This window comes from Streptomyces sp. NPDC036815 (assembly GCF_055609205.1).
Genome location: NZ_JBVJPW010000025.1, coordinates 63,815 through 84,407 on the forward strand (window position 1 = coordinate 63,815; position 20,593 = coordinate 84,407).

The 20,593-nt window shown below is 72.4% G+C and carries 18 protein-coding genes; 8 read left to right on the top strand and 10 right to left on the bottom strand.

Annotation, left to right across the window (positions count from 1 at the left end; all coding sequences use genetic code 11):
• The first annotated feature begins 35 nt into the window (after positions 1 to 35).
• A complete protein-coding gene (locus ACZ69I_RS34060) occupies positions 36 to 839 on the top strand; it encodes a sulfite exporter TauE/SafE family protein (RefSeq protein WP_467681777.1) in 804 nt (267 codons plus the stop codon).
• Positions 840 to 862: 23 nt separating this feature from the next.
• Here ACZ69I_RS34060 and ACZ69I_RS34065 read toward each other — a convergent pair whose 3' ends face one another.
• Both ACZ69I_RS34065 and ACZ69I_RS34070 read right to left on the bottom strand, forming a co-directional pair.
• Positions 863 to 1,999: an alpha/beta hydrolase gene (locus tag ACZ69I_RS34065; RefSeq protein WP_470836422.1), complete on the bottom strand. Its 1,137-nt coding sequence runs from the start codon at positions 1,997 to 1,999 to the stop codon at positions 863 to 865.
• A gap of 183 nt (positions 2,000 to 2,182) precedes the next feature.
• Positions 2,183 to 2,386, bottom strand: coding sequence for a hypothetical protein (locus ACZ69I_RS34070; protein ID WP_467681781.1), 204 nt, complete (start codon positions 2,384 to 2,386; stop codon positions 2,183 to 2,185).
• A gap of 415 nt (positions 2,387 to 2,801) precedes the next feature.
• On the opposite strand from ACZ69I_RS34070, the gene ACZ69I_RS34075 reads away from it, so the two are divergent.
• The 7 genes from ACZ69I_RS34075 to ACZ69I_RS34105 all read left to right on the top strand — a co-directional run bounded on the left by ACZ69I_RS34075 (position 2,802) and on the right by ACZ69I_RS34105 (position 9,100).
• Positions 2,802 to 3,134 carry an STAS domain-containing protein gene (locus ACZ69I_RS34075; RefSeq protein WP_467681783.1) on the top strand — a complete coding sequence of 111 codons (333 nt, stop codon included), beginning with the start codon at positions 2,802 to 2,804 and terminating at the stop codon, positions 3,132 to 3,134.
• Between the two features lie 112 nt (positions 3,135 to 3,246).
• Positions 3,247 to 4,122, top strand: coding sequence for a DUF1206 domain-containing protein (locus tag ACZ69I_RS34080; RefSeq protein WP_467681785.1), 876 nt, complete (start codon positions 3,247 to 3,249; stop codon positions 4,120 to 4,122).
• Positions 4,123 to 4,243: 121 nt separating this feature from the next.
• Complete coding sequence (locus ACZ69I_RS34085) at positions 4,244 to 4,858, top strand: TetR family transcriptional regulator (protein WP_467681787.1); 615 nt, start codon at positions 4,244 to 4,246, stop codon at positions 4,856 to 4,858.
• A gap of 72 nt (positions 4,859 to 4,930) precedes the next feature.
• Positions 4,931 to 5,818 carry a LysR family transcriptional regulator gene (locus tag ACZ69I_RS34090; protein ID WP_467681789.1) on the top strand — a complete coding sequence of 296 codons (888 nt, stop codon included), beginning with the start codon at positions 4,931 to 4,933 and terminating at the stop codon, positions 5,816 to 5,818.
• A 103-nt stretch (positions 5,819 to 5,921) separates the two neighbouring features.
• On the top strand, positions 5,922 to 6,977 hold the full coding sequence (locus tag ACZ69I_RS34095) for a tartrate dehydrogenase (RefSeq protein WP_467681791.1): 1,056 nt from the start codon (positions 5,922 to 5,924) through the stop codon (positions 6,975 to 6,977).
• A gap of 122 nt (positions 6,978 to 7,099) precedes the next feature.
• Positions 7,100 to 8,536 (top strand): C4-dicarboxylate transporter DctA, encoded by a 1,437-nt coding sequence (dctA, locus tag ACZ69I_RS34100; RefSeq protein WP_467681793.1) that lies wholly within the window; start codon positions 7,100 to 7,102, stop codon positions 8,534 to 8,536.
• A gap of 15 nt (positions 8,537 to 8,551) precedes the next feature.
• Complete coding sequence (locus ACZ69I_RS34105; RefSeq protein ID WP_467681795.1) at positions 8,552 to 9,100, top strand: tellurite resistance TerB family protein; 549 nt, start codon at positions 8,552 to 8,554, stop codon at positions 9,098 to 9,100.
• Positions 9,101 to 9,185: 85 nt separating this feature from the next.
• Here ACZ69I_RS34105 and ACZ69I_RS34110 read toward each other — a convergent pair whose 3' ends face one another.
• From ACZ69I_RS34110 to ACZ69I_RS34145, 8 genes are all read right to left on the bottom strand, one after another.
• Complete coding sequence (locus tag ACZ69I_RS34110; protein WP_467681797.1) at positions 9,186 to 9,734, bottom strand: YciI family protein; 549 nt, start codon at positions 9,732 to 9,734, stop codon at positions 9,186 to 9,188.
• A gap of 48 nt (positions 9,735 to 9,782) precedes the next feature.
• On the bottom strand, positions 9,783 to 12,134 hold the full coding sequence (gene secD / locus ACZ69I_RS34115) for a protein translocase subunit SecD (RefSeq protein ID WP_470836423.1): 2,352 nt from the start codon (positions 12,132 to 12,134) through the stop codon (positions 9,783 to 9,785).
• A 115-nt stretch (positions 12,135 to 12,249) separates the two neighbouring features.
• Entirely contained in the window at positions 12,250 to 12,621 is a 372-nt protein-coding gene (locus ACZ69I_RS34120) for a hypothetical protein (RefSeq protein ID WP_470836424.1), read from the bottom strand.
• A 134-nt stretch (positions 12,622 to 12,755) separates the two neighbouring features.
• On the bottom strand, positions 12,756 to 13,811 hold the full coding sequence (locus ACZ69I_RS34125; protein ID WP_470836454.1) for a LacI family DNA-binding transcriptional regulator: 1,056 nt from the start codon (positions 13,809 to 13,811) through the stop codon (positions 12,756 to 12,758).
• 52 nt (positions 13,812 to 13,863) lie between these two features.
• Positions 13,864 to 14,745: an ROK family protein gene (locus ACZ69I_RS34130; protein ID WP_470836426.1), complete on the bottom strand. Its 882-nt coding sequence runs from the start codon at positions 14,743 to 14,745 to the stop codon at positions 13,864 to 13,866.
• Positions 14,742 to 16,451 carry a class I mannose-6-phosphate isomerase gene (locus ACZ69I_RS34135; protein WP_470836427.1) on the bottom strand — a complete coding sequence of 570 codons (1,710 nt, stop codon included), beginning with the start codon at positions 16,449 to 16,451 and terminating at the stop codon, positions 14,742 to 14,744. Before ACZ69I_RS34135 ends, ACZ69I_RS34130 begins: the two co-directional genes overlap by 4 nt.
• A gap of 69 nt (positions 16,452 to 16,520) precedes the next feature.
• Positions 16,521 to 19,742: a glycoside hydrolase family 38 N-terminal domain-containing protein gene (locus tag ACZ69I_RS34140; protein WP_470836428.1), complete on the bottom strand. Its 3,222-nt coding sequence runs from the start codon at positions 19,740 to 19,742 to the stop codon at positions 16,521 to 16,523.
• Between the two features lie 33 nt (positions 19,743 to 19,775).
• Positions 19,776 to 20,588, bottom strand: a complete 813-nt coding sequence (locus tag ACZ69I_RS34145; protein WP_470836429.1) for a carbohydrate ABC transporter permease — start codon at positions 20,586 to 20,588, stop codon at positions 19,776 to 19,778.
• Between the last annotated feature and the right edge of the window lie 5 nt (positions 20,589 to 20,593).

The following is a 20,593-nucleotide window of genomic DNA, read 5'->3' on the forward strand; positions in this document are numbered from 1 at the left end:
TGCGGGCCGCTCGGCGCGGCTGGTGGGGTGGGCCCATGGACTTCGTGATGTTGGTCGGGGTGGGGCTCCTCACCGGAGTGACGACGGTGCTGTTCGGCTTCGGCGGCGGGTTCGTCGCGGTGCCGGTCGTGGTGGGGGCGGACGCCGCGCTCGGCGCGGACGCGATGCGGGTGGCGACGGCCACCTCGGCCCTGGTGATGGTGGTGAACGCGGCATTCGCGACGGCCGTCACCCCGCGGCGGGTGCTCCGTGCGCTCCGCGGCAGCGGCGGGCTGCTCGCCCTGCTGGCGGCCGGCGCCTCGGCCGGTGCGTTCGCCACCCGGTTCGCTCCGGCCGCCCTGGCCCGCTGGGCGTTCGTCGGCTATGTGGCGCTCACCATCGTCGACCTGCTGCTGCGCCCCGGCTTCCTGCGCCCGCACCCGCGGACGGCGGCGCCCACCGATGCCCCGCGTCCGCTGCCGGCCGCCCTCGGCGCGCCGATCGGCGCCGTCGCCGCCTTCCTCGGTGTGGGCGGCAGCGTCATGACCGTCCCGGCGATGCGGCGGGCCGGGCACCCCATGCGGGTGGCGACCTCGCTGGCCAACCCGCTTACCCTCGCCATCGCGCTCCCGGCCACGGCGGTATCGCTTCCCGTGGCGGCGGTCCCGGCTGCGGCGGACGCTCACGTACACCTCGTGGGGCTGCTCGACTATCGCGCGGCCTCGGCACTGCTGCTCGGCGCCCTGCCGGTCATCGCGGTGCTGCGGCGGCGCCCGCCGCGGATACCCGACCGCACCCACGCCTGGGCCTACGTGGGGCTGCTCGCCCTGGTGGCGATCGTGATGCCGCTGCTTTCCTGAGGCCGTGCGGGCGGCGGCGCGACTCAGGGTTCCTGTCGCCAGCCGGTGGTGTCGGGGCACGGGGTGGGCGCAGGGCCGAAGGCGAAGCGGAGGAAGTGCTCCAGTGCGGGCGTCCAGGTTGCGAAGTCGTGTCCGCCGGGGCCCGAGCAGTACCGGTGGGAGACGCTCTGCTGCTTCAGCGTCGCGTGGAGTTCGTTGTTCCACGCGTACGGGTCCTCGTCGCGGCCTGCGTAGAGCGCCAGCTTTCCCTGGTACGAGCGGTACTCGTCGGGTCGGCTCCGGGCCACCTGGGCCGGGTTGAACGCGGGCCAGCCGGACTGCGGCCCGAAGACCAGCTCGGTGCGCTGCAGCGCGTTGGGGTTGCCGGGGAACAAGTACTTCCAGTAGTTCCCCGCGTCGCTGCCCGAGCCGTGCTTCCAGAAGCGGGCCCCGTAAAGGGTGGTGCCCTCGTTGACGATCTGCTGGTGATCGGGGCGCCGGATGTCCGTGCCTCCGGAGAAGGCGCCGACGGCACCGAACAGGTCGGGGCGCTGGGCCGCGTACTTCAGTGCGCCGTAACCGCCCATGGACATGCCCGCGACGGCGCGACGGCCGGACGTGGCGAAGTGCGCGTCGATCCAGGGCACCAACTGCTTGATGTGGAAGGTCTCCCACAGGGGCGCGAAGTTGCCGTAGGTGGCGCCCTGCCAGTCGGAGTAGAAGCCGACCTTGCCGCCTTCGGGCATCACGACGATGCCCTTGAAACCGGCTTTCGTGACGCTGTCGGTGATGTTGCCGCCGCCGCTCGTCCACTGCTCGTAGTCGGCTGCGCCGCCGTGGAGGAGGTAGAGCACGGGGTAGGCGGCCGAAAGGTCGTAGTCCGCGGGCAACTGGACGCGCACCCGTACGGGGCGGCGCACCGGGTCGATCTGCGGTGCCCCGGGCCCGCGCGGGGTGTAGAGCGCGCCCGTGGTGAACTCGGCCTCGCAGACGAGGCCGTCGGGCGAGGGCTGCCAGTACTGCATGTCCAGGCTGTTGGAGTCACCCGACCCGATGGCCGGGCAGCTCACGGCGGCGGCCGAAGCGGCCGGTGCCTGCGCCTGCGCCCCGGCGAGCATCAGGGCGGCGGCCAGAGCGGTGGACGCCGACCACGTCTTCGCGGCTCTCCTCCACCCGGGCAAGGATCTCCACCACCCGGGCATCGATCTTCTGCACCCCTGCACGGAATTCCTCCACCCCTGCATGGCCCCCACCCATCTCCTCGATCTCCGGCGAACGCCCCGGCTCGACCGGCGTTTTGGACGCTATCGCCGCCGGGACTCGCCCACATACAGCCGCGGGTGGACATCGGCTACCGCTCTGGTTTACCCCGCCGCACCGGGCTGCCCGGCCTGCCCCGTCACACTGACGAAACCGCGGGTGACGTGCGTCCCCGACCCGGCGTCCTCCGCCTCGTAGTCGGACTCGCCCACGCAGTCGCTGTACTCGTAGTTGGCCCTCGTCGTGCCGCTCAGGCCGCCCCCGTCGGTGGACGTGGGGCCGCCGAAGACGACGTCGGACCCGGGCATCACCCAGGGTGGCTTCTTGCCCGCGCCTGCCGGAGGCGGAGTGTTCCTGCCGCGGGCGGAGCCGGAGCCGCCGATTTCAATGCGCCCTCGGAACGACACCGGGCGGCTCCCACAGGGCTCCCGTGCGACCCCGCGACCCGATTCACGTGCATAACTACGCTCCGTAGTCGGCGAGTTGAAGCGCGACCGGCCGCGACACCCGGGCAATCTCCCTGCCCCATGAGGGTAAGAACGGCCCTGAGCGGGAACGATTGACATATGAACTCGGTGCCGCCCGGGACCCCGGTGGCATCCGGCGCCGGTCATCGCACGTCACGTCACCGCTTTGCTGGTTACTCTCCGTGAAGGGAGAGAGACACTGCTGGACTGGGAAACGGGCACTGCCGACTTCACCTTCGGCCTGCACCACCGCGTGGTGAACGGCACTGATGTCCTTGCGTTTTGGGGCGAACTGGACGCCTGGGCCGACCAGGAGCTCGCCCCCCGTGTCACGGCACTCCTCGACAGGGCCGGCCCCCGGGTCGTCACTGATCTACGAAAGGTGACCTTCATGGACGCCGGCGGCCTGCGGCTGCTGGTCCGGATCCGCAATCAAGTCGCCCACGACCAGGGCACCTTGTGGCTGGTCCCCGGCAGCGCGCGCAACTGGCGCCTGCTGCGCATCACCGCCCTCGACCGGGCGTTCACCATTCCGGCCTGCGCTCCGGCCTCCTGCGCGCGGACCGGCGCCCGCAGCGGATTCCACTGAGCCACCACCGCTACCAGCACCACGGAGAGAACCGCACGCCACAACACCCCCCGGCCGTATCAAGAAGACCCAGACCCCGCATGAGACGGAGAGCGCGGGGCATTCGGGAGCCATGCATCTCCCCTCCCTACGCCTCTCCTCCAGACGCACCCCCTCGGCCACCCTGCGCGGCAAGCGCAAGGCCCGCAAGGCGGCCAAGGGGCAGGGCGTCGCCACGGTGGCGCGCGCCGGATTCGTCGGCCGCGGCGTCATGTACCTCCTGGTCGGTGCGCTGGCCCTGCGGATCGCCTTCTCCGACGGCGGCGGTGGCCGCCAGGCGGACCGCGGCGGCGCGATGGCGGAGCTCGCCGACAAGCCCTTCGGCAACGTCCTGCTCTGGATGCTCGGCTGCGCCCTCGCCGGAATGGCGCTGTGGCGCCTCTCGGAAGCCCTCTTCGGACAGGCCGGACCCGACGGCGACGGCGCGGGCAAACGGGCCATGGCCGCCGTGCGCTGCGTCTTCTACGGCTTCGTGTCCTACTCCGTCCTCGCCTACGCCGCGGGCGACGAGGGCAGCGGCAGCGGTGCGAGCGACCGGAACACCCAGGACGCGACGGCCAAGGTGCTCGACTGGCCCGGCGGGCAGTGGATCGTCGCCGCCGCGGGCGCCGGAGTGATCGTCGCCGGGCTCTGGATCGCCGGGCGCGCCCTTCTGCGCAAGTTCCACAAGCGGCTGCGCATGTCCGAGATGTCGCAGCGCGTGCGCCGCGGCGTCGACGCCCTCGGCGTCTCCGGCGGCGCGACCCGAGGCGCGGTGTTCGCCTCTGCGGGCGGCTTCGCCGTCGCCGCGGCACTGAAGCACAAGCCCGGCGAGGCCAAGGGCATGGACAACACGCTGCGCTCCTTCGCCGATACCGGCGCGGGTCCCTGGCTGCTCGTCCTGGTCGCCGTCGGCCTCGGCGCGTTCGGGCTCTTCTCGTGGGCGAACGCGCGTTGGCGCAAGCTCTGACGACCGGCCGGGCAGGGTGCGCGTGATCATCCGGCGCACCCTGCTTTCCGTGACACCTGATGCCAGGCCGCCCCTGAGCGCCAGGAAGGGCATGCGAACGCCCGATGTGTACGATGTCGTGGTGACTTCCCGCCCCAAACTGAGCATGGCCGAGCGCAAACGCCGACTCGTCTCGGACGAACTCACCGAGTCCGCACTGCAGTTGCTCGCCCTGAAGGGGTACGACGCGGTCACCATCGACGAGATCGTCGCCGCCGCTGGCGTGTCCCGGCGGACGTTCTTCCGGTACTTCGCGTCCAAGGAGGACGTGGTCGTCCAGTTCCTGGCCGACATGGGGACCGACATACGCGCGGAGCTGGCGGGCCGCCCCGCCGGGGAGCGCCCCTCCGTCGCCCTGCTGCACGCCGTCGGGGTCCCACTGGCCGCCTGCTCGGCCGACTCCGAGCGTGCGCTGAACGTCGTGCAGCTCATCCTGCGGACACCCGCCCTGCTGGCCCGTTTCCTGGAGCGCCAGGCACAGTGGCGCGGCGACCTGACCGAGGAGCTGGGGCGCCGCACGGGACTCGACCCCGAAGCCGAGCTGTACCCGCGGCTGGCCGCGGGGATGGCGCTGACCGCGTTCGACACGGTGCTGCAGCGGTGGAGCGGCAGCGACGGCGCCGAGGACCCGGCCGAGCTGCTCGACCGGGCTTTCGACGTGATCGCCCCGGCACTGGACGCCGCCGCGCCCCGCTGACTCCCGTCCGACGTACACCGTTCGCCGCCCGCGGTTCGCGACGCCCGTTCGTGAGTCTCCGAGGATGTACGCATGGATGTCCGTCAGCTGGAGTACTTCCTCGCGATCGTGGACCACGGGGGTTTCAACCGCGCCGCTTCGGCCCTGTACCTCTCGCAGCCGTCGCTCTCACAGGCCGTCCGGGCGCTGGAGCGCGACCTGGGCAGCAGCCTGTTCCACCGGATCGGCCGCCGGGTCGTGCTCACCGAGGCGGGCACGGCGCTGATCGAGCCCGCGCGGGCCGCCGTGCGCAGTCTGGAGACGGCCCGGGCCAGCGTCGCCGCCGTGCACGAACTGCGCGAGGGCCGTCTCGACATCGCCGCCATGCCCTCCCAGGCGGTCGAGCCGCTGACCACGATGATCCGGAGCTTCAGCGCCCGCTACCCCGGCGTCTCGGTGAACATCCGGGCCGCCTTCACGCCGCGCGGGGTCATCGACATGGTGCGCACCGGGGCCGCCGAGCTGGGCCTCCTGGCGACGCCGGACCCGCTCTCCGACAAGGAGGTGATCTCCCATCCCGCGGGTGAACAGCGCTTCGTGCTGCTCACCCCGCCCGACGGGCCCTTCGCAGGGGCCGGGGCGGTGGCCCGCGAGGAGCTGGCCGGGCAGCGGTTGATCGTCGGGCAGCGGGGCACGGGGATGCGCGCGTACGTCGACGGGCTCCGCGAGAGCGGGATCGACTTCACGATCGCGGCGGAGACCGAGCACCGGGTGGCGATCCTGCCGCTGGTACTCGCGGGCGTCGGGCTCGCCGTGGTCACCGAGTCCTGGCGCACGACGGCCGAGCGGGCCGGGGCGCGCGTGCTGGACATCGAGCCGAGGACGACGCTGCAGATCGCTCTGGTGAGCCGCAGGGCCGAGCAGTCGCCTGCCGCTCGGACGTTCCTGACTTGCGGCCTTGCCGCCATCGACGGCGCGTAGCCCCGCCCGGCGCCTCGGTTCAGCCATCCCATAGGGCCCCCCTATAAGGCAGATCGGCAGAGTGTCTTGGACGGTCGAGTGTCCCGATTGCTGCAATCAGGACATGACCCACCACCACATCGCACTCATTCCAGGGGACGGCATCGGGGTCGAGGTGCTGCCCCCCGCCCGGCGGGTCCTCGACGCCGTCGGCGCGCGCCACGGATTCCGTCTCTCGTACACCTCCTACGACTGGTCGTGCGAGCGCTACGCCCGCGAGGGCGCGATGATGCCCGCGGACGGCCTGGACCAACTCCGGGACAAGGACGCCATTCTGCTCGGCGCGGTCGGCTCTCCGGGCGTCCCCGACCACGTCTCGCTGTGGGGCCTGCTGATACCGATCCGGCGGAGCTTTCGCCAGTACGTCAATCTGCGCCCGATCCGCGTCTTCGAAGGGGTCGAAAGCCCGCTGCGCGCCGCCGCGCCGGGAGAGGTCGACTTCGTCGTCGTCCGCGAGAACGTCGAGGGCGAGTACAGCGAGATCGGCGGGCGGCTCAACCGGGGCTTTCCGGAGGAAATGGCCGTACAGGAATCGGTGTTCACCCGCGCCGGCGTGACCCGCGTCCTCGACTACGCCTTCGCCCTGGCCGGGCGGCGCGGCTCCACCCTCACCTCGGCCACCAAGTCCAACGGCATAGTGCACACCCTGCCGTTCTGGGACGAGCTGGTCGCCGAGCGGGGTGCGGCCCACCCCGGGGTGGCCTGGGACCAGGAGCACATCGACGCCCTGGCCGCCAAGTTCGTCCTCGATCCCGGACGCTTCGACGTGGTGGTCGCCTCCAACCTCTTCGGTGACATCCTCAGCGACCTGGCCGCCGCCGTGGCCGGTTCCATCGGGATCGCCCCGGCCGCCAACCTCAACCCTGAGCGGGAGTACCCCTCCATGTTCGAGCCGGTGCACGGCTCCGCCCCCGACATCGCGGGGTGCGGCATCGCCAACCCGCTCGGCGCGATCTGGTCGGCCGCTCTGATGCTCGACCACCTCGGCCACCGGGCGGCCGCCGACGACATCACCGGCGCCATCGCCGCGGTGCTCGCCAAGACCGACCTGCGCACCCCCGACCTCGGCGGCGACGCCACCACCGCCGAGTTCACCGAGAAGCTCCTCGAACTGCTCTGACCCGCGCACGGCCAGGACCCGCTACAGACGGACCGCCCGCCGCTGCCACCGCCGTCGGCAGGCTGCACCGCGTCCCGACTGCGTCCACGTCGCATCCACGTTGTTCGACGAGGAGATACGCCATGGCAGCAACCGAACCCACCGCCCCTGCCGCGCGCCCCGCTTCACCACCGTCCAGGGGGCGCTGGTACAAGCAGCTGTACTTCTGGGTCCTGACCGCGATCGTCGCCGGGATCCTGACCGGCTGGCTCACGCCCTCCGTGGGCGTCGCCCTGGAACCGGTCGGCACCACCTTCGTCTCCGCCATCAAGATGCTGATCACCCCGATCGTCTTCCTGACGATCGTGGCGGGCATCGGCGGTGTGGACAGCCTGCGCCGGGTCGGCAGGGTCGGCCTCAAATCACTGCTCTACTTCCAGGCGGGCACGCTGGCCGCGCTCGCCGTCGGGCTGATCGCGGTCAACGTCTTCGAGCCCGGCGCCGGAGTCCACGCCCACCCCGGCGACCTCCGTCTCTCCGGTGACGCCGCGCAGTACGTGAAGGACGGCGAGAACCAGAGCTGGTGGCACTTCCTCACCGACATCGTGCCCTCCAGCGCGGTCGGCGCGTTCGCCGAGGGCAACATCCTCCAAGTCATCTTCTTCGCCGTCCTGTTCGGCATCGCGCTGAAGGCCGTGGGGTCCGTCGGCGCGCCGCTCGTCGACGGCGTCAACCGGCTGAGCACGGTCGTCTTCAAGATCCTGCATTACGTCATGCTCGCCGCCCCCGTCGGCGCGTTCGGCGCCATGGCGTACACCATCGGCAAGTACGGGATCTCGACGCTCACCAGCCTCGGCCGCCTGATCGGACTGTTCTACGGCACGTCGCTGTTCTTCGTCGTGGTCGTCCTCGGCGGCGTCCTCGCCCTGCTGCGGATCAACATTTTCCGGCTGCTGGGTTACCTGCGCGAGGAGTTCCTCATCGTCCTGGGCACCTCCTCCTCCGAGAGCGTGCTGCCCCGGGTGATGTCCAAGCTGGAGGGTCTCGGCGTGCGCCGGGACATCGTCGGCCTGACGGTACCGACCGGCTACTCCTTCAACCTCGACGGCAGCTCCCTCTACCTCTCCCTGGCCGCCGTCTACATCGCCCAGGCCACCGACACGCCGCTCTCCATCGGCGAGCAACTCGGTCTGCTCGCCGTCATGATCCTCACCTCCAAGGGGTCAGGCGGCATCACGGGCGCCGGTTTCATCGCCCTGGCCGCCACCCTCTCCACGGTCGGCACCGTGCCCGCCGCCGGCATCATGCTCGTCTTCGGGATCGACAAGTTCATGTCCGAGTGCCGCGCTCTCACCAACCTCGCGGGCAACAGCGTGGCCACCCTCGTCGTCGCCCGCTGGGAACGCGTCCTGGATACGGCACGCGTCAACAGGGTCCTGCACACCAAGGTCCCCGAGCCCGCCCCGGAGCGGGCCGGGCAGGAACCGGATCCAACGGGTCCGCCGGACGTGGAACTCCCGGAGGCGGGAAGGCGTTGGCAGAACGACGCGCAGAACGCGCGGGTGGAAGCGAACGGGTAGACCGAGGTGGCACGGATGGCGATGTGGGACCGGATCAAGGACCAGGCGAAGGGTCTGCAGCAGTCGCAGGGGGCGCGGGGCGCCGGCGGACACGGCAGGTCGGGTTCCGGGTCCGGCGGGGGCTCGAAGGCCCAGCTCGTGGGCGTCCTGAAGAACCAGCTCTCCTCCCTCAAGACCGAGCTCAAGAGCGGCGCCTATCGGGACGCCAGCATGGCCATGTGCGCCCTGGTCGCGGCCGCCGACGGCTCGGTCGACCCGGCCGAACGCCAGCACGTGGAGTCGCTGATCCTGCAGAACGACGTGTTGCAGAACTTCCCGCCCGAGCAGCTCAGGCAGCGGTTCAACAAGCACGTCGACCAGCTGACGGCCAACTTCCAGCACGGCAAGACCGAGGCCATGCAGGAGATCGCCAAGGCGGCGAAGAAGCAGACGGAGGCCAAGGCCGTCGTCCAGACCGGCTTCGTCGTCGCGGGAGCGGACGGGTACATCGTCCCGGCCGAGGAGCAGGTCCTGCGGGAGGCGTGCGCCGCGCTCGGCGTCTCCCCGCAGGAGTTCGGCCTCTGATCGGGCCCCACTCAGACGCTCGGCCCCGGACCGGTTCAGGTCCGGGGCCGAGCGTTTCAGCGGTCCGCTTCCGTCGGCCGGTTCCTCACCGCCTGCCGCCGAACTCCCAGTCGTGGACCTCGATGTCGGCATACCGGCCCTCGGTCAGAACGGTTCGTGCCGTGTCCGGGTCCGGCGCGCCGAGCAGCGCTGCCGTACCCAGCCAGCCGGCGCCGTCGTCGGACAGCAGCGGCCCGTACGCGATCAGCTCCTCCAGCCCACTCGGCACGTCCAGGTCGGCGGCAGGACCCGAGCCGAGGCCGAGCACCAGGTAACGGTTGCCGCCGGTCCGGCCGCCGGGGGCGTCCCACATGGTGCGTCCCAGCGTGTTGCGCCACCGGCGCAGCAGCACGTCCCGGTACGCGCCCGCCTGGTAGTTCGGTTCGTGGAAGGCGAACGCACGGGCGGCGGCGGGATCGGGCAGGTCGACGATGTGCACGCTGCCGGTGAGTGTCTCACCGTCGTCGGCGAAGGTCGGGCCGCGGGCGATCAGCTCCGCCGCGTACCGGTCCATGTAGGACCAGTGCTCCTCGATCAGCTCCTCGCGCAGGGAGCGGGAGCCTGGGCGGTCACGGTGGTAGCAGAAGAACTCCATGACCACAGACCCTTACCGACGCACGGCCGCATCACAACGGGATTCGGCTCACACGACCGCTCCCGTGCCCCGCTCCCTCCTGCGCCCGGCCTCCAACGGGCTGTAGCCGGCTGGCGCTTCGGCCGAGTCCGCGTTCGAGTCCGAGGGGCCGGGCCGCCCGGACGGCGGTGTCGGGGGATTGCGGTGTTCGAGCGCGACGGCGACCGGTACGGCCGTGAAGACGGTCGAGGCCATACCGACCAGCACCCCGGCGATCAGCGCCAGCGAGAAGTCGGCGAGCGAGTCCCCGCCGAGCACCGCGAGGGCGCTGAGGATGAACAGCGCGCCCATGCCCGTGTTCACCGTGCGCGGCAGTGTCTGCACCACCGCCCGGTTGACCGTGGCCTCCAGATCGCCGCGCGGGTGGCGGCGGCGCGCCTCGCGCACCCGGTCGAAGACGACCACCGTGTCGTTGACCGAGTAGCCGATCACGGTGAGCAGGGCGGCGAGGAACACGCTGTCGACGGGTTTGCCGAGCCACGCGAAGAGACCCACCACGAGCAGCACGTCATGGACCATCGCCGAGACGGCCGCCGCCGCGAACGTCCAGCGGAATCGCACGCTCAGGTAGATCAGCTGGGCGGCCACGGCGATGCCGAGGGCGATGAGCGCCTTCTGGCGCAGCTCGCTGCCGAGGCTCGGGCCGATCAGTTCGTCGCGTTCGACGGTCACGGTGCCGCCGGGCCGCTCCAACGCCGTTCTGACGCGCTGCTGTTCGGTGTCGGTCAGCCGTTCCGTGCGTACGGTGATGTCGCCGTCCCCGGACTCCTGCACCACCGCCCGCGGGAATCCCGCGTCGGACACGGCCGCGCGGGCCGTGTCGGCGTCGACGGACCTGCTGGTGCTGTACTCGACGAGGCGGCCGCCGGTGAACTCCACGCCGAACTCCAGGCCGCGCAGGGCGACGCCCGCGACCGCCACGGCGACCAGGAGGCCGCTGACGCCGACCCAGCGGCGGCGGTGGCGCACCAGGTTGGGGTCCCGCCGGGCCAGCCAGGCGCGCACGCGGCCCGTCGAGGCGATGCCCGTCAGCGCCGGGCGGCTGCGCACGGCTTCCCGGTTGACGGCGAAGTCCGCGAGGACGCGGGTGATGACCAGCGCGGTGACCATCGACGCGAGGACGCCGACGCACAGGGTGATACCGAAGCCCTTGACGGGTCCGGTGGCGAAGAAGAACAGCAGTCCGGCGGCGAGCAGCGTCGTGACGTTGGAGTCGACGACCGCGCTCCACGCCTTCGAGAATCCCGTGCGGACCGGTTTGGCCAGGTCCTTCGACCGGACGGCGAGGTACTCCTCCCTGGCCCGTTCGAAGACGAGGACGTTGGCGTCCACGGCCATGCCGATGGCGAGGACGAACCCGGCGAGGCCGGGCAGGGTGAGCGTCGCGCCGAGTGCCACCAGGGCGGCGTAGGAGATGAGGCCGTAGAGCGCGAGGGCGAGCCCGGCGAGGAAGCCCAGGAGCCGGTAGACCGCGGTGATGAAGAGGGCGGTCAGGGCGATGCCGATGAGGGCCGCCCGGGTGCTCGCCTCGATCGCTTCGGCGCCGAGCGTCGGGCCGACGGTGCGCTGCTCGACGACGTCGACGGGCACCGGCAGCGCCCCGCCCTTGACGAGGGCGGCGAGGTCACGGGCCTCCGACTGGCTGAAGTTCCCCGTGATCTGGGTGGTCCCGCCGGTGATGCCGGTCCCGCACGCGACCCCCTCGTTGACACCGGGCGCCGAGATGATCTTGTCGTCGAGCGTGATGGCGACCCGGCGTTCGGGCGCGCCCCGCGGCGCGCAGGCCGCCTCGCCCGTGACCTTCGCCCAGGTGTCCCCCGCCCCCTTGCGGAAGTCGAGGGAGACGGTCCAGCCGGCGAGGGACTGCTGGTCGAGCCTCGCCTCGGCGTCCTTGACGCCTTCGCCGGTCAGCTCGGTGGGGCCGAGCCTGAGGTGGTTGCCCGGCCTCTCGGGGTCGGGCAGGGTGCGCGATCCGTCGGCGGCGGGCTTCGCGGTGCCCTTGGCCGGTGACTCCCCCGTCACCGGGTGGACGGTCAGCTGCGCGGTGCGGCCGATGACTTCGGCCGCCTTGCGCGGGTCCTGCACGCCGGGGAGCTCGACGATGATGCGCTTCTCGCCGGAGCGCGCGATGCCCGGTTCGGAGACGCCGAGGGCGTCGACGCGCTGCCTGAGGACCTCCAGGGCACGGTCGGTGGACGCGGCGTCCGCGGTGACGGTGGGTGAGTTCCTGGTCTCCAGGACGATCTGGCTGCCGCCTCGCAGGTCGAGGCCGAGGCGGACGGATTGAGTGAGGGCGATGTAGAGGGACAGGGCGACGACCGCGAGGGCGACCACCGCCCGCCACAGGGGCGCGCGTGACATGGGTTCTCCACGGATGAGGGCAGGACGGAGGAACGCGTGACCGGGCGTCGCGCAAGCGGTACGGCGTACGGCATGCGGTGTGCGACGGGTCAGGCGTCGGGAACGGTCTGCGTGCTCATCGGTGGGGCGGCCCGCGCGGGGCGGCCGCCGCGTGGGTCCGCTGGGGCGGTGCGAACGCGGTGGCGGGCCGGGCATCGGGTCCGCTCAGGGCGCGCTGCGGCGCCGCGTCGAAGGCCGTGGGCGCCGGGCCGGCCGGCTGTGGCCCTGGAATGTGGGCGTCCGGCCGGTGGGCGACGGCGACGTGGAGGGCCGGGACGTCGTGGGGTCCGGTGGGTTTACCGGCGTGCGCCGCCACGGCGTGCCGGATGGGCGGGGCGTCCGCCGATGCTCCGCTCGCCGCGGCGGACGGGACGAAGAGGACGAGCACCGTGACGAAGAAGGACAGCGCGGACGCGGCCAGGCGCGCGGAACGGCTCTGCTGCGACACGCCTCTCCCCCGTTCCTCGGCACTCATGCGGGTGCGCACGGCATGGCCGAGCCCCGCCCCCGACCTGCCCAACGTGCGGGGCACCCCGGTACGTTCCGCACGAGCGCACAGATCGACGGCGTACGGCCGGAGCCTCAAGCTCCGTATTCCACCAGGCTGGTGGGCACCACGATCTGCCGGGGCGCCCCGGACGCACCCTCACCCCCTCCGGCGTGCAGCCTGTCGGCGAGGAGGCGGCCCGCCGCGCGGCCCACCTCGTCGCTGTCGTAGGCGACGAGTGTGAGCGCGAGGCCGAGCGCGTCGGCCAGCTCGAAGTCGTCGAAGCCCGCGAGCGCGACGGTTGCACCGCCCTCGGCGGCCCGCAGGGCGCGGAACGCCCCTATCGTGTTGCGGTTGTTGGAGCAGAACAGCGCGGTCGGCGGGTCGGGCAGCGCCAGCAGCCCGGCCGCGGCGCGCGTGGCCTCTTCCGGTTCCGTCTGACCCTGGCGTACGAGGCTCGGGTCGGTGGCGAGCCCCGCCGAGGCGAGGGCGGCCGCGTATCCGCGGAGCCGTTCCGTGCCGGTGTGGACGGCGGGCGGTGAGCCGAGGAAGCCGATGCGCCGGTGGCCGCGCGCCAGGAGGCGGGCCGTGGCGGCGTGCGCGCCGCCGAAGTCGTCCACCAGGACGCAGTCCGCGGCGAACCCCTCGGGCGGGCGGCTGGCGAGGACCACCGGCACGCCGTCGGCCGCCGCCGCGGCGAGGTGGCGCTGGTCGGCGCCCGCCGGGACGGCGATGATGCCGTCGACACGGCGGCCCAGCAGATCGGCGACCAGCTCCCGTTCGGCACCGGGGTCCTGGCCGGTGTTGCCGATCACCGTCTTCAGCCCGTGCCGGGCCATCACCGAGTCGACGCCGAGGGCCAGGCGTGAGTAGAAGGGGTTGGCGAGGTTGGTGACGACGAGCCCGACGAGCCCGGTGCCGCGGCCCAGCCGGAGACTGCGGGCGACCTCGTTGGGGCGGTAGCCGAGGGCGGCGGCCGCGGCCCGGACCCGCTCGCGGGTGGCGGGCAGCACCTGCGGGTCGTCGCGCAGCACCCGCGACGCCGTCATGGCGCTGACCCCGGCGCGTTCGGCGACGTCCCGCAGGGTGGGCTGACCGCTTCTGGGATCGCGCCGCGGCCGGCCGCCGCCGTGGTCGTGCGGTCCGGGCATGGTGCGGATGTCCTTCCGTTCCGTGCGGCGCCCGGTCCGGGCGCGCATCCGCTCAGGGCACGGCGGCCGCGTGCGCCGCCGCGCCGACGAGCGCCGCGTTCCCGCCGAGCCCCGCGGGGCGCAGCGTGACGGGAGTATCCCCCAGCCCGGCGCGCAGCGCGGGCCGGAGCAGGTCCCAGGAGGCGGCCATGGCGCCACCGACGACGAGGACGGTCGCGTCGAAGGCACGCAGGTGGGGGGCGAGCACGGCACCGAGGGTCGTGAAGGCCTCGTCGAGGACCTGCCGCGCGGGCCGCTCCCCCGCCCGTGCCCGGTCCGCGATCTCGCTGACGTCGAGGTCACGGGCCGTGTGCTCGCCGCCGTAGCGGGCCAGGATCGCCCGCCGCGACACAGTGTCCTCCAGCGGCCTGCCGTTCGCCCGCACGAGGTCGATGCGGCCCTGGGGTGGGACGCCGGGCCCCCGGTGCTGTGCGTCGCCGGCCACGAGGAAGGCCGACCCCACGCCCGTCCCGAGGGTGACTCCCACGCTGCGGTGGTGCCCGCGGGCGGCGCCGGCCCGCCACTCGCCGAGCAGGAAGGCGTGGGCGTCGTTGAGGAACACGGTGTCCGCCGGGCGCGGCCACACCCCGTCGAGGAGCACCGAGCGGACGTCGATGCCGTACAGGTCGTCGAACTTGCCGACGCCCTCGAAGCGGGCGATGCCCTTGTCGTAGTCGAACGGGCCGGGGACCGCGACGCCCCACACCTGTCCGGCCGGGGCGTCCAGCTCTCCGGCGCAGCGCACGAGTGCGCCCAGGACGTGTTCGGCGCTGGAGCGGGCGTGGACCCTGCGCCGCACGCACCGGGTCACGGTGGCGGTGGCGGGGTTGACGAGGGCCGCTGTCACGTGGGTGCCGCCGAGTTCGAGGACTGGTCTCAGCCGGGCGGGTCTCATACGGACAGGTCCGGGCGGACGAGCGCCTTGACGACCGCGACCGGGTGCTCGCCGACGGCCGCGAGGCGGTAGGGGCCGACCGCCGCGGGCACCGTCAGGGTCTCCGCCCGGGAAAGCAGGTGCCGCTCCCCCGCCGCCGTGTGCACCATGACGGCCTCGCCCTCCACGACGTTCAGGACGTGGAAGCGGCCGGCCGTGTCGTCGTCGGCCACGGCGTTCCGGTCGAGGGCGTAGCGCCGTACTTCGTAGAACATCTCGTCGAGCGCGCCCAGGAGTTCCTCGCGCCAGCCGGCCCCGGCGCGCAGGGTGCGTGGTTCCTGGACCAGGTCCCGTGCGACGGCGTCACCGCGGCGTTCCGTCTCCAGGTTGGCGAGGCCGTGCTCGTAAGGGAGTTGGCGGGGGTGTCCGTCGGCGTCGGGGCGCAGCCAGTCGTAGAAGCGGAGGGAGTAGAGGTAGGGGGTGGCGCTGATCTCCAGGACGAGGTTTCCGGCACCGGAGGCGTGCGGGGTGCCCGCGGGGATCATGAAGAGGCGGCCCTGTTCGGCGGGGAAGGTCAGGACGTGGTCCTCGGGGTCCATGGGGGTCCCGTCGTGTGCGGCCTCCTCGATCTCCTTGCGGAAGCGGGCCGGGTCGGCGTCCTCGCGCAGGCCCAGGAAGACGCGGGCGCGTGGGCCTCCGAGGGCGATGTAGTACGTCTCGTGCTGGGTGTAGGTCCAGCCGAACCGCTCCCTCATGTACCGATCCCTGGGGTGGCAGTGCACGGAGAGGTTGCCGCCGTCCACGGTGTCCAGGTAGTCGAAGCGGATCGGGAAGGAGGCGCCGAAGCGGGCGGTCACCTCGGGCCCGAGGAACTCCCCCGGGTGCAGGGCGCAGAGCAATTGGAACGGGATTTCGGCCTGTTGGCCGGGGTGGGCGCCGATGAGCACGCCGGACTCGGGGGCGATGAGTTCGTATCCGAGGGCGGTGTTGCGGGCGGCGGGGTCGAAGCCCAGGTGGCGCTGTGCCCAGTGGCCGCCCCAGGGCGTTGAGTTGAAGTAGGGGCGGGTGCGGACGGGGCGCAGGGCGAGGCCCGCGAGGGTGGCGCGCAGTCCGGCGCCGTCGACGTACGTGGGCCGCTCGTGTTCCTGGACGTCGAGCCAGCCGTCGAGCCGAGGCGCGAGGGCGTCTCGGTGACGGTCGAGGACGGGCCAGTCGATGAAGAAGAGACGCCTCAACTCCCCTTTGACGTAAGGCAGTCCAAGGTTGTGACCCGACCCCGCCGTGACGGCCGCCTCGGCGTGGCGCTTGGGCAGGTCGGCGTACCAGAGCAGGTCGTGCCGGACGAACGAGGCGCCCGGCCCGTGGACGAGCAGCAGCTCGCAGCCGTCCGGCCGCTCCGGACGGGGAAGGCCGTCGAAGAAGTCGCGCAGGGGGGTCTCGGCGAGCTTGGCGTAGTACGGGTCGTCGGCGGTCACGGCGGCTTCGGTGCGCCGCCGCACCGTGGCGGGCGAGGCGTGATGGGCACGCAGGTCGAGGGCCCGCACGGAGGTTCCGCGCGCGGAGAGCTCCTCGGTCAGCCGGGCGGCGAGGCCGTCCCAGTCCACCGTCGGGGGGCCGTCCACGGCGAGGGTGACGGGTCCCGGGGGCAGCTGCGCGGCGACGCCCCGCCAGCCGGTGACCAGGACGGCCCCCGGTGCGGGGGCGTAACGGGGGTCGAGCCGGTACACACGTTCTCCTTCGCGCGGACGGGAACACGTACGGGAACAACGCTCGGTGCGGCTTTCAGGGATGCGCGGTCAGGGGCGCACGGAGGGGGGTGCGGGCGGTACTCCAGGCCCCGTCGCCGCTCCGGCCGGGCGCGTGAAGAGCACCGCGGCGGTACCGAGCGCGGGCATCTCCAGCGTGACTTCACCGTGCGGGCAGGGCAGTTGGGCGCCCGGTGTGCCGAGGAAGTCCGCGTGGTGTGCGGCGGTGACCGGGAAGTGGGCGCGGACCCGACAGGTCACCGGCTGCTCCGCGAACGACTGCAGGCGCAGCAGGGTGTGGCCGGGCCGTGGAGTGGTGGCGCCGACGAGCCGGACGCGGGGGTCGTCCAGGTCGGCGAAGGAGTACTGGTCCGGCGCGCCGCCCGAGCTCCCCCGGGCCCGGACGGCGCGCATCGGGCGGCTCCAGGCGGCGGCCGTTCGTGGCCCGAGGCCGCCCGCACCGGACCCGCTGGCCAGGCTGTAGCGGAAGGCGAACGCGAAGCCCTGCTCGCTGGGGAAGTTGGTGTCCCAGAGGTTGTTGTGGATCCACGAGAAGACGGTGGCGGGCTCGTCGTGGTCCAGCGTCTTGGGGAACGGGGCGTAGGGCAGGGCGATGTTGCCGAACTGCACGAGCGGCGCGTCCTGCGTGGACCAGGCCACCGTCAGGTCGTCGTCGGCCAGGGTCACCCAGCGCCGTACCGCGCGCATGTGCGGCGCCGAGCCCGGCACCACCGGCAGTCCGCTGCCCGTGACGCCGCCCGAGGCCTCCATCCGCACGACCGGCTCGTCGAAGGCGAAGGGAAAGGCGAAGTAGGCGCTCTCCTTGCCGAGACCGGCGTCCTTGTCGAGGTGGTTCTCGATGTCGAGCCGGGGCACGCCGTGCGGGAGGGTGAGCGTGGTGCGCAGCCGCCGGGCGCCTGCCGGGCGGGTCTCGTACGTGAGGGACTCGGCGACGGCCGTCGAACGGCGGGCGATGAGTGCGGCGGGCGGGGCGAGCGCGCGGGTGCCGAGGTGTTCGAGGCGGTCCGACGCCGTGGTGCGACTGGAGTTGTGGTTGAAGCCGCCCGCGGTGGTGTAGCTGTCGTGGAGGTAGCCGTTGAAGCCGACGACGGCGTCCGCGCGGACGAGCTCACGGCCGGTCCTCTTGTCGATGACCGAGGCGACGCAGGCGTGTGCGAGGTCGACGCGGACGGCGAAGTGGTCGTTCTCCAGGTGGGTCGGGTCGGGGTGGGCCAGCGCCTCGGCCGCCGTCTCGCCGGGGTCCTCGCGTTCGGTGCCGCCGGTCGGATTCCAGCCGGTGGCAGCCTTCGTCCTCGCGCCGTCCGGCTCCCGGGGCGGTGCGGCGGCCGCGGCGAGGACGTCGAGGCGGACCGATCCGGCGGGGGGCACGTCGTCGACGCGGACGAGCAGGAACCGGCCCGCGTCCCGGTGGTCGTCGTTGGTCTGCGGCCTTTCCTCGCAGTCCAGTCGGCGCCCGTCGCGGGCGTCGCGCACGGTCACCGGCCGCTCCAGCGGCACGGTGCTCTCGGGCAGGAAGACGTGGACGACGTCGGTGCGCGGCCATGAGCAGGTGTTGACGACGTGGTACGTGGCCGCCGCGTCCGGCGAGGCGGCGAGCCGCTGTCCGAGGCGGGCGCTCGCACGGGCGAGGAGCGCGTTGCCGTCGTCGTGCGCGCGCATCGCCTGACCGTACTTCCAGTGCCACTGGTGCTCACCGGAGTGGCCGCCCTCGTGGCCGTGGGTCCACGGGTCGCCGGCGCCCCAGGTGTGCTCGTCGAAGAGCGACACCGCCTCGTAGACCCCGGCGGCGTCCCTGCTGTCGTCCTCGGCCCCCGTGGCGTCGAGGAGGGCGGCGAACGTGCCGATGGTCTGGGCGTCGGCGACCACGGACTGGGCGGTCCTGGCCAGGGACAGCGGGTGCGCCCCCGACCCGACCCCGTCGACCCACCAGTCGGTCCAGTCGCCCTCGAAGGTGCGGATCCCGGCGCCGAGCCTGGCCTCGACGTCGGTGAAGAAGTCCTCGTTGCGGGAGAGCCGCAGGCGGGGGAAGGCCCAGGTGTCGTTCCAGCGGCGGACGGTGTCGGCGATGATGCGGCGCGGCGGCGCGTTGTCGCCGAACTTACCCTGCACGCGCAGGTGGAGCACGTCCCAGGGATAGGGCTCGCGCTTGACCTCCGTATGGTCCATGGCCCAGCCGAAGATGCCGCCCCGGTAGGGGTAGGGGTGCGTGGCGAGGGAGGTCAGGTAGGCGGGCAGCAGGTCGTCGACGTCGTCGTACCGGGTGTCGAATCCCAGGAGCGGGCCCTCCATGTAGGCGAGGCCGTGCGGGGTGTCGGTGACCCACACCAGGACGCTGTTGCCGCTGGGCGCGCGCCAGCGGAAGAGGCGGGGCAGCTTCTCGCCGCCGACGAGGTGGGGCACGGAGCGCCCGGCCCAGTTGTGGGCGACGGAGAGGTACTTGACGCCCGCGGCGGCGAGGGCGTCGACGAGGCCGACGACGGCGCCGGGAACGTCGGTCTGCATGGCGGAGGTGAAGCGGACGCCGTGCTCGTCGCGCACGGTGCGGGCGGCCCGCAGGAGTTCGTGCAGCTCGTCGGTGGAGCAGGTCTCGGTGTGCAGGTTGAACGGGAGCGCGGTCAGTTCGATGCGGCCCTCGTGGACCCTGCGGACGAACTCGTCGACCTGTTCCGCGGGGCGGGCCCGCGCCCACTGCTGGAACGACCACAGCGACTCAACGCACCACCGGAACCTGGACTCGGCGGGCCAGTCGTCGGTGGCGCGGGTCAGTTCGAGGCAGGAGTCGAGGAACGACAGGTGCTCGGCGAGGACCCGGCCCTGCGGGTCGGTGTAGCCGATGTCGAGGTGGGAGTGGTGGATGAGGTGCAGGGTCCAGCGGCGCTGCGGGGTGAGCCGCACCTCGATGCCGTCCCGTGCGCCCGGGAGGCCGACGGTGACGCGGGTCGCTGCGTCGACGGCGGGCAGCAGGAGCCGCACGGAACGGTCGGGTCCTGCGATCCGCTCGCAGCGCAGGGCCGCACCACCTTCCGCCCGTACGCTCAACTCCCCCGGTATTGCCGTGCCGTTGACCGGCTCGACCCGCAGCGACTGCAGGAGCGCGCCGTCGTCGGCGTGGCGCAGGAGGGGTTCCTCGGTGAGCCGCAGGACGGCGCCGTCCGCCAGGACCCCCTCGGCGCCGACCACACCGGCGCGCAGGCTTTTCCGTATCCGTTCGTTGTCCCAGTCGGTGGTGCGGACCAGAGCCCGTGTCGTCATGCGGATCGCTCCCGGGAAAGGGGGGTGGTCGGGTCAGCGGGCGGACGCGGTGATGCCGCGCAGGAACAGACCGCGGAAGAGCAGGAAGAGGACGAGGGTCGGCACGGACACGATCAGCGCGCCGGCCAGGATGACGGGCGGGCCCGTCGAGGAGTAGGCGTTGTTGAGGGTGCTCAGGGCCGCCATGACCGGTTGCACGTCGGGGCTGCGGCTGAGGGTGATGCCCAGGAGCAGGTCGTTCCAGACGGCGGTGAACTGGAAGATGAAGGCCGCCGCGAGGCCCTCCTTCATCAGGGGGACGTGGATGCGCCAGAAGATCCGGCGGAAGGACGCCCCGTCGATCAGCGCCACCTCGGTCAACTCCGGTGGCATGGTGGTCATCTGATTGCGGATCAGGAAGAACGCGAAGGGCACCGCCCACGCCGCGTAGACCAGCATCAGGCCGAGCCTGGTGTCGTACAGGTCGGCGTCCGCGTACAGGCCGAAGAGCGGTGCGAGGAACATCTGCAGCGGGAAGAGCGTGCCGGAGTAGATCAGCCAGAACCAGAACGCGGGCTTCGGGATGGGCAGGACGACGACGGCGAACGCCGCCATGGCCGCCACCAGGACGGCGGACAGAGCGCACACGCAGGCGTAGAGGAGCGAGGCCTGGAAGCTGTCGCCGATGCCCGCCACGTCCCAGGCGGTCTCGACGTTGTCCGCGAGGTCGAAGCCCTGGAAGGTCCAGTCGGGCCTGCCCGCGTACTCGGTCACCGGGGTGAGGGCGTTGACGACCAGCAGGTACAGCGGAACCAGCCAGAGCAGCACGCACCCGGTGACGAAGACGGTGCGCAGCGCGCGTCCCATGGGAC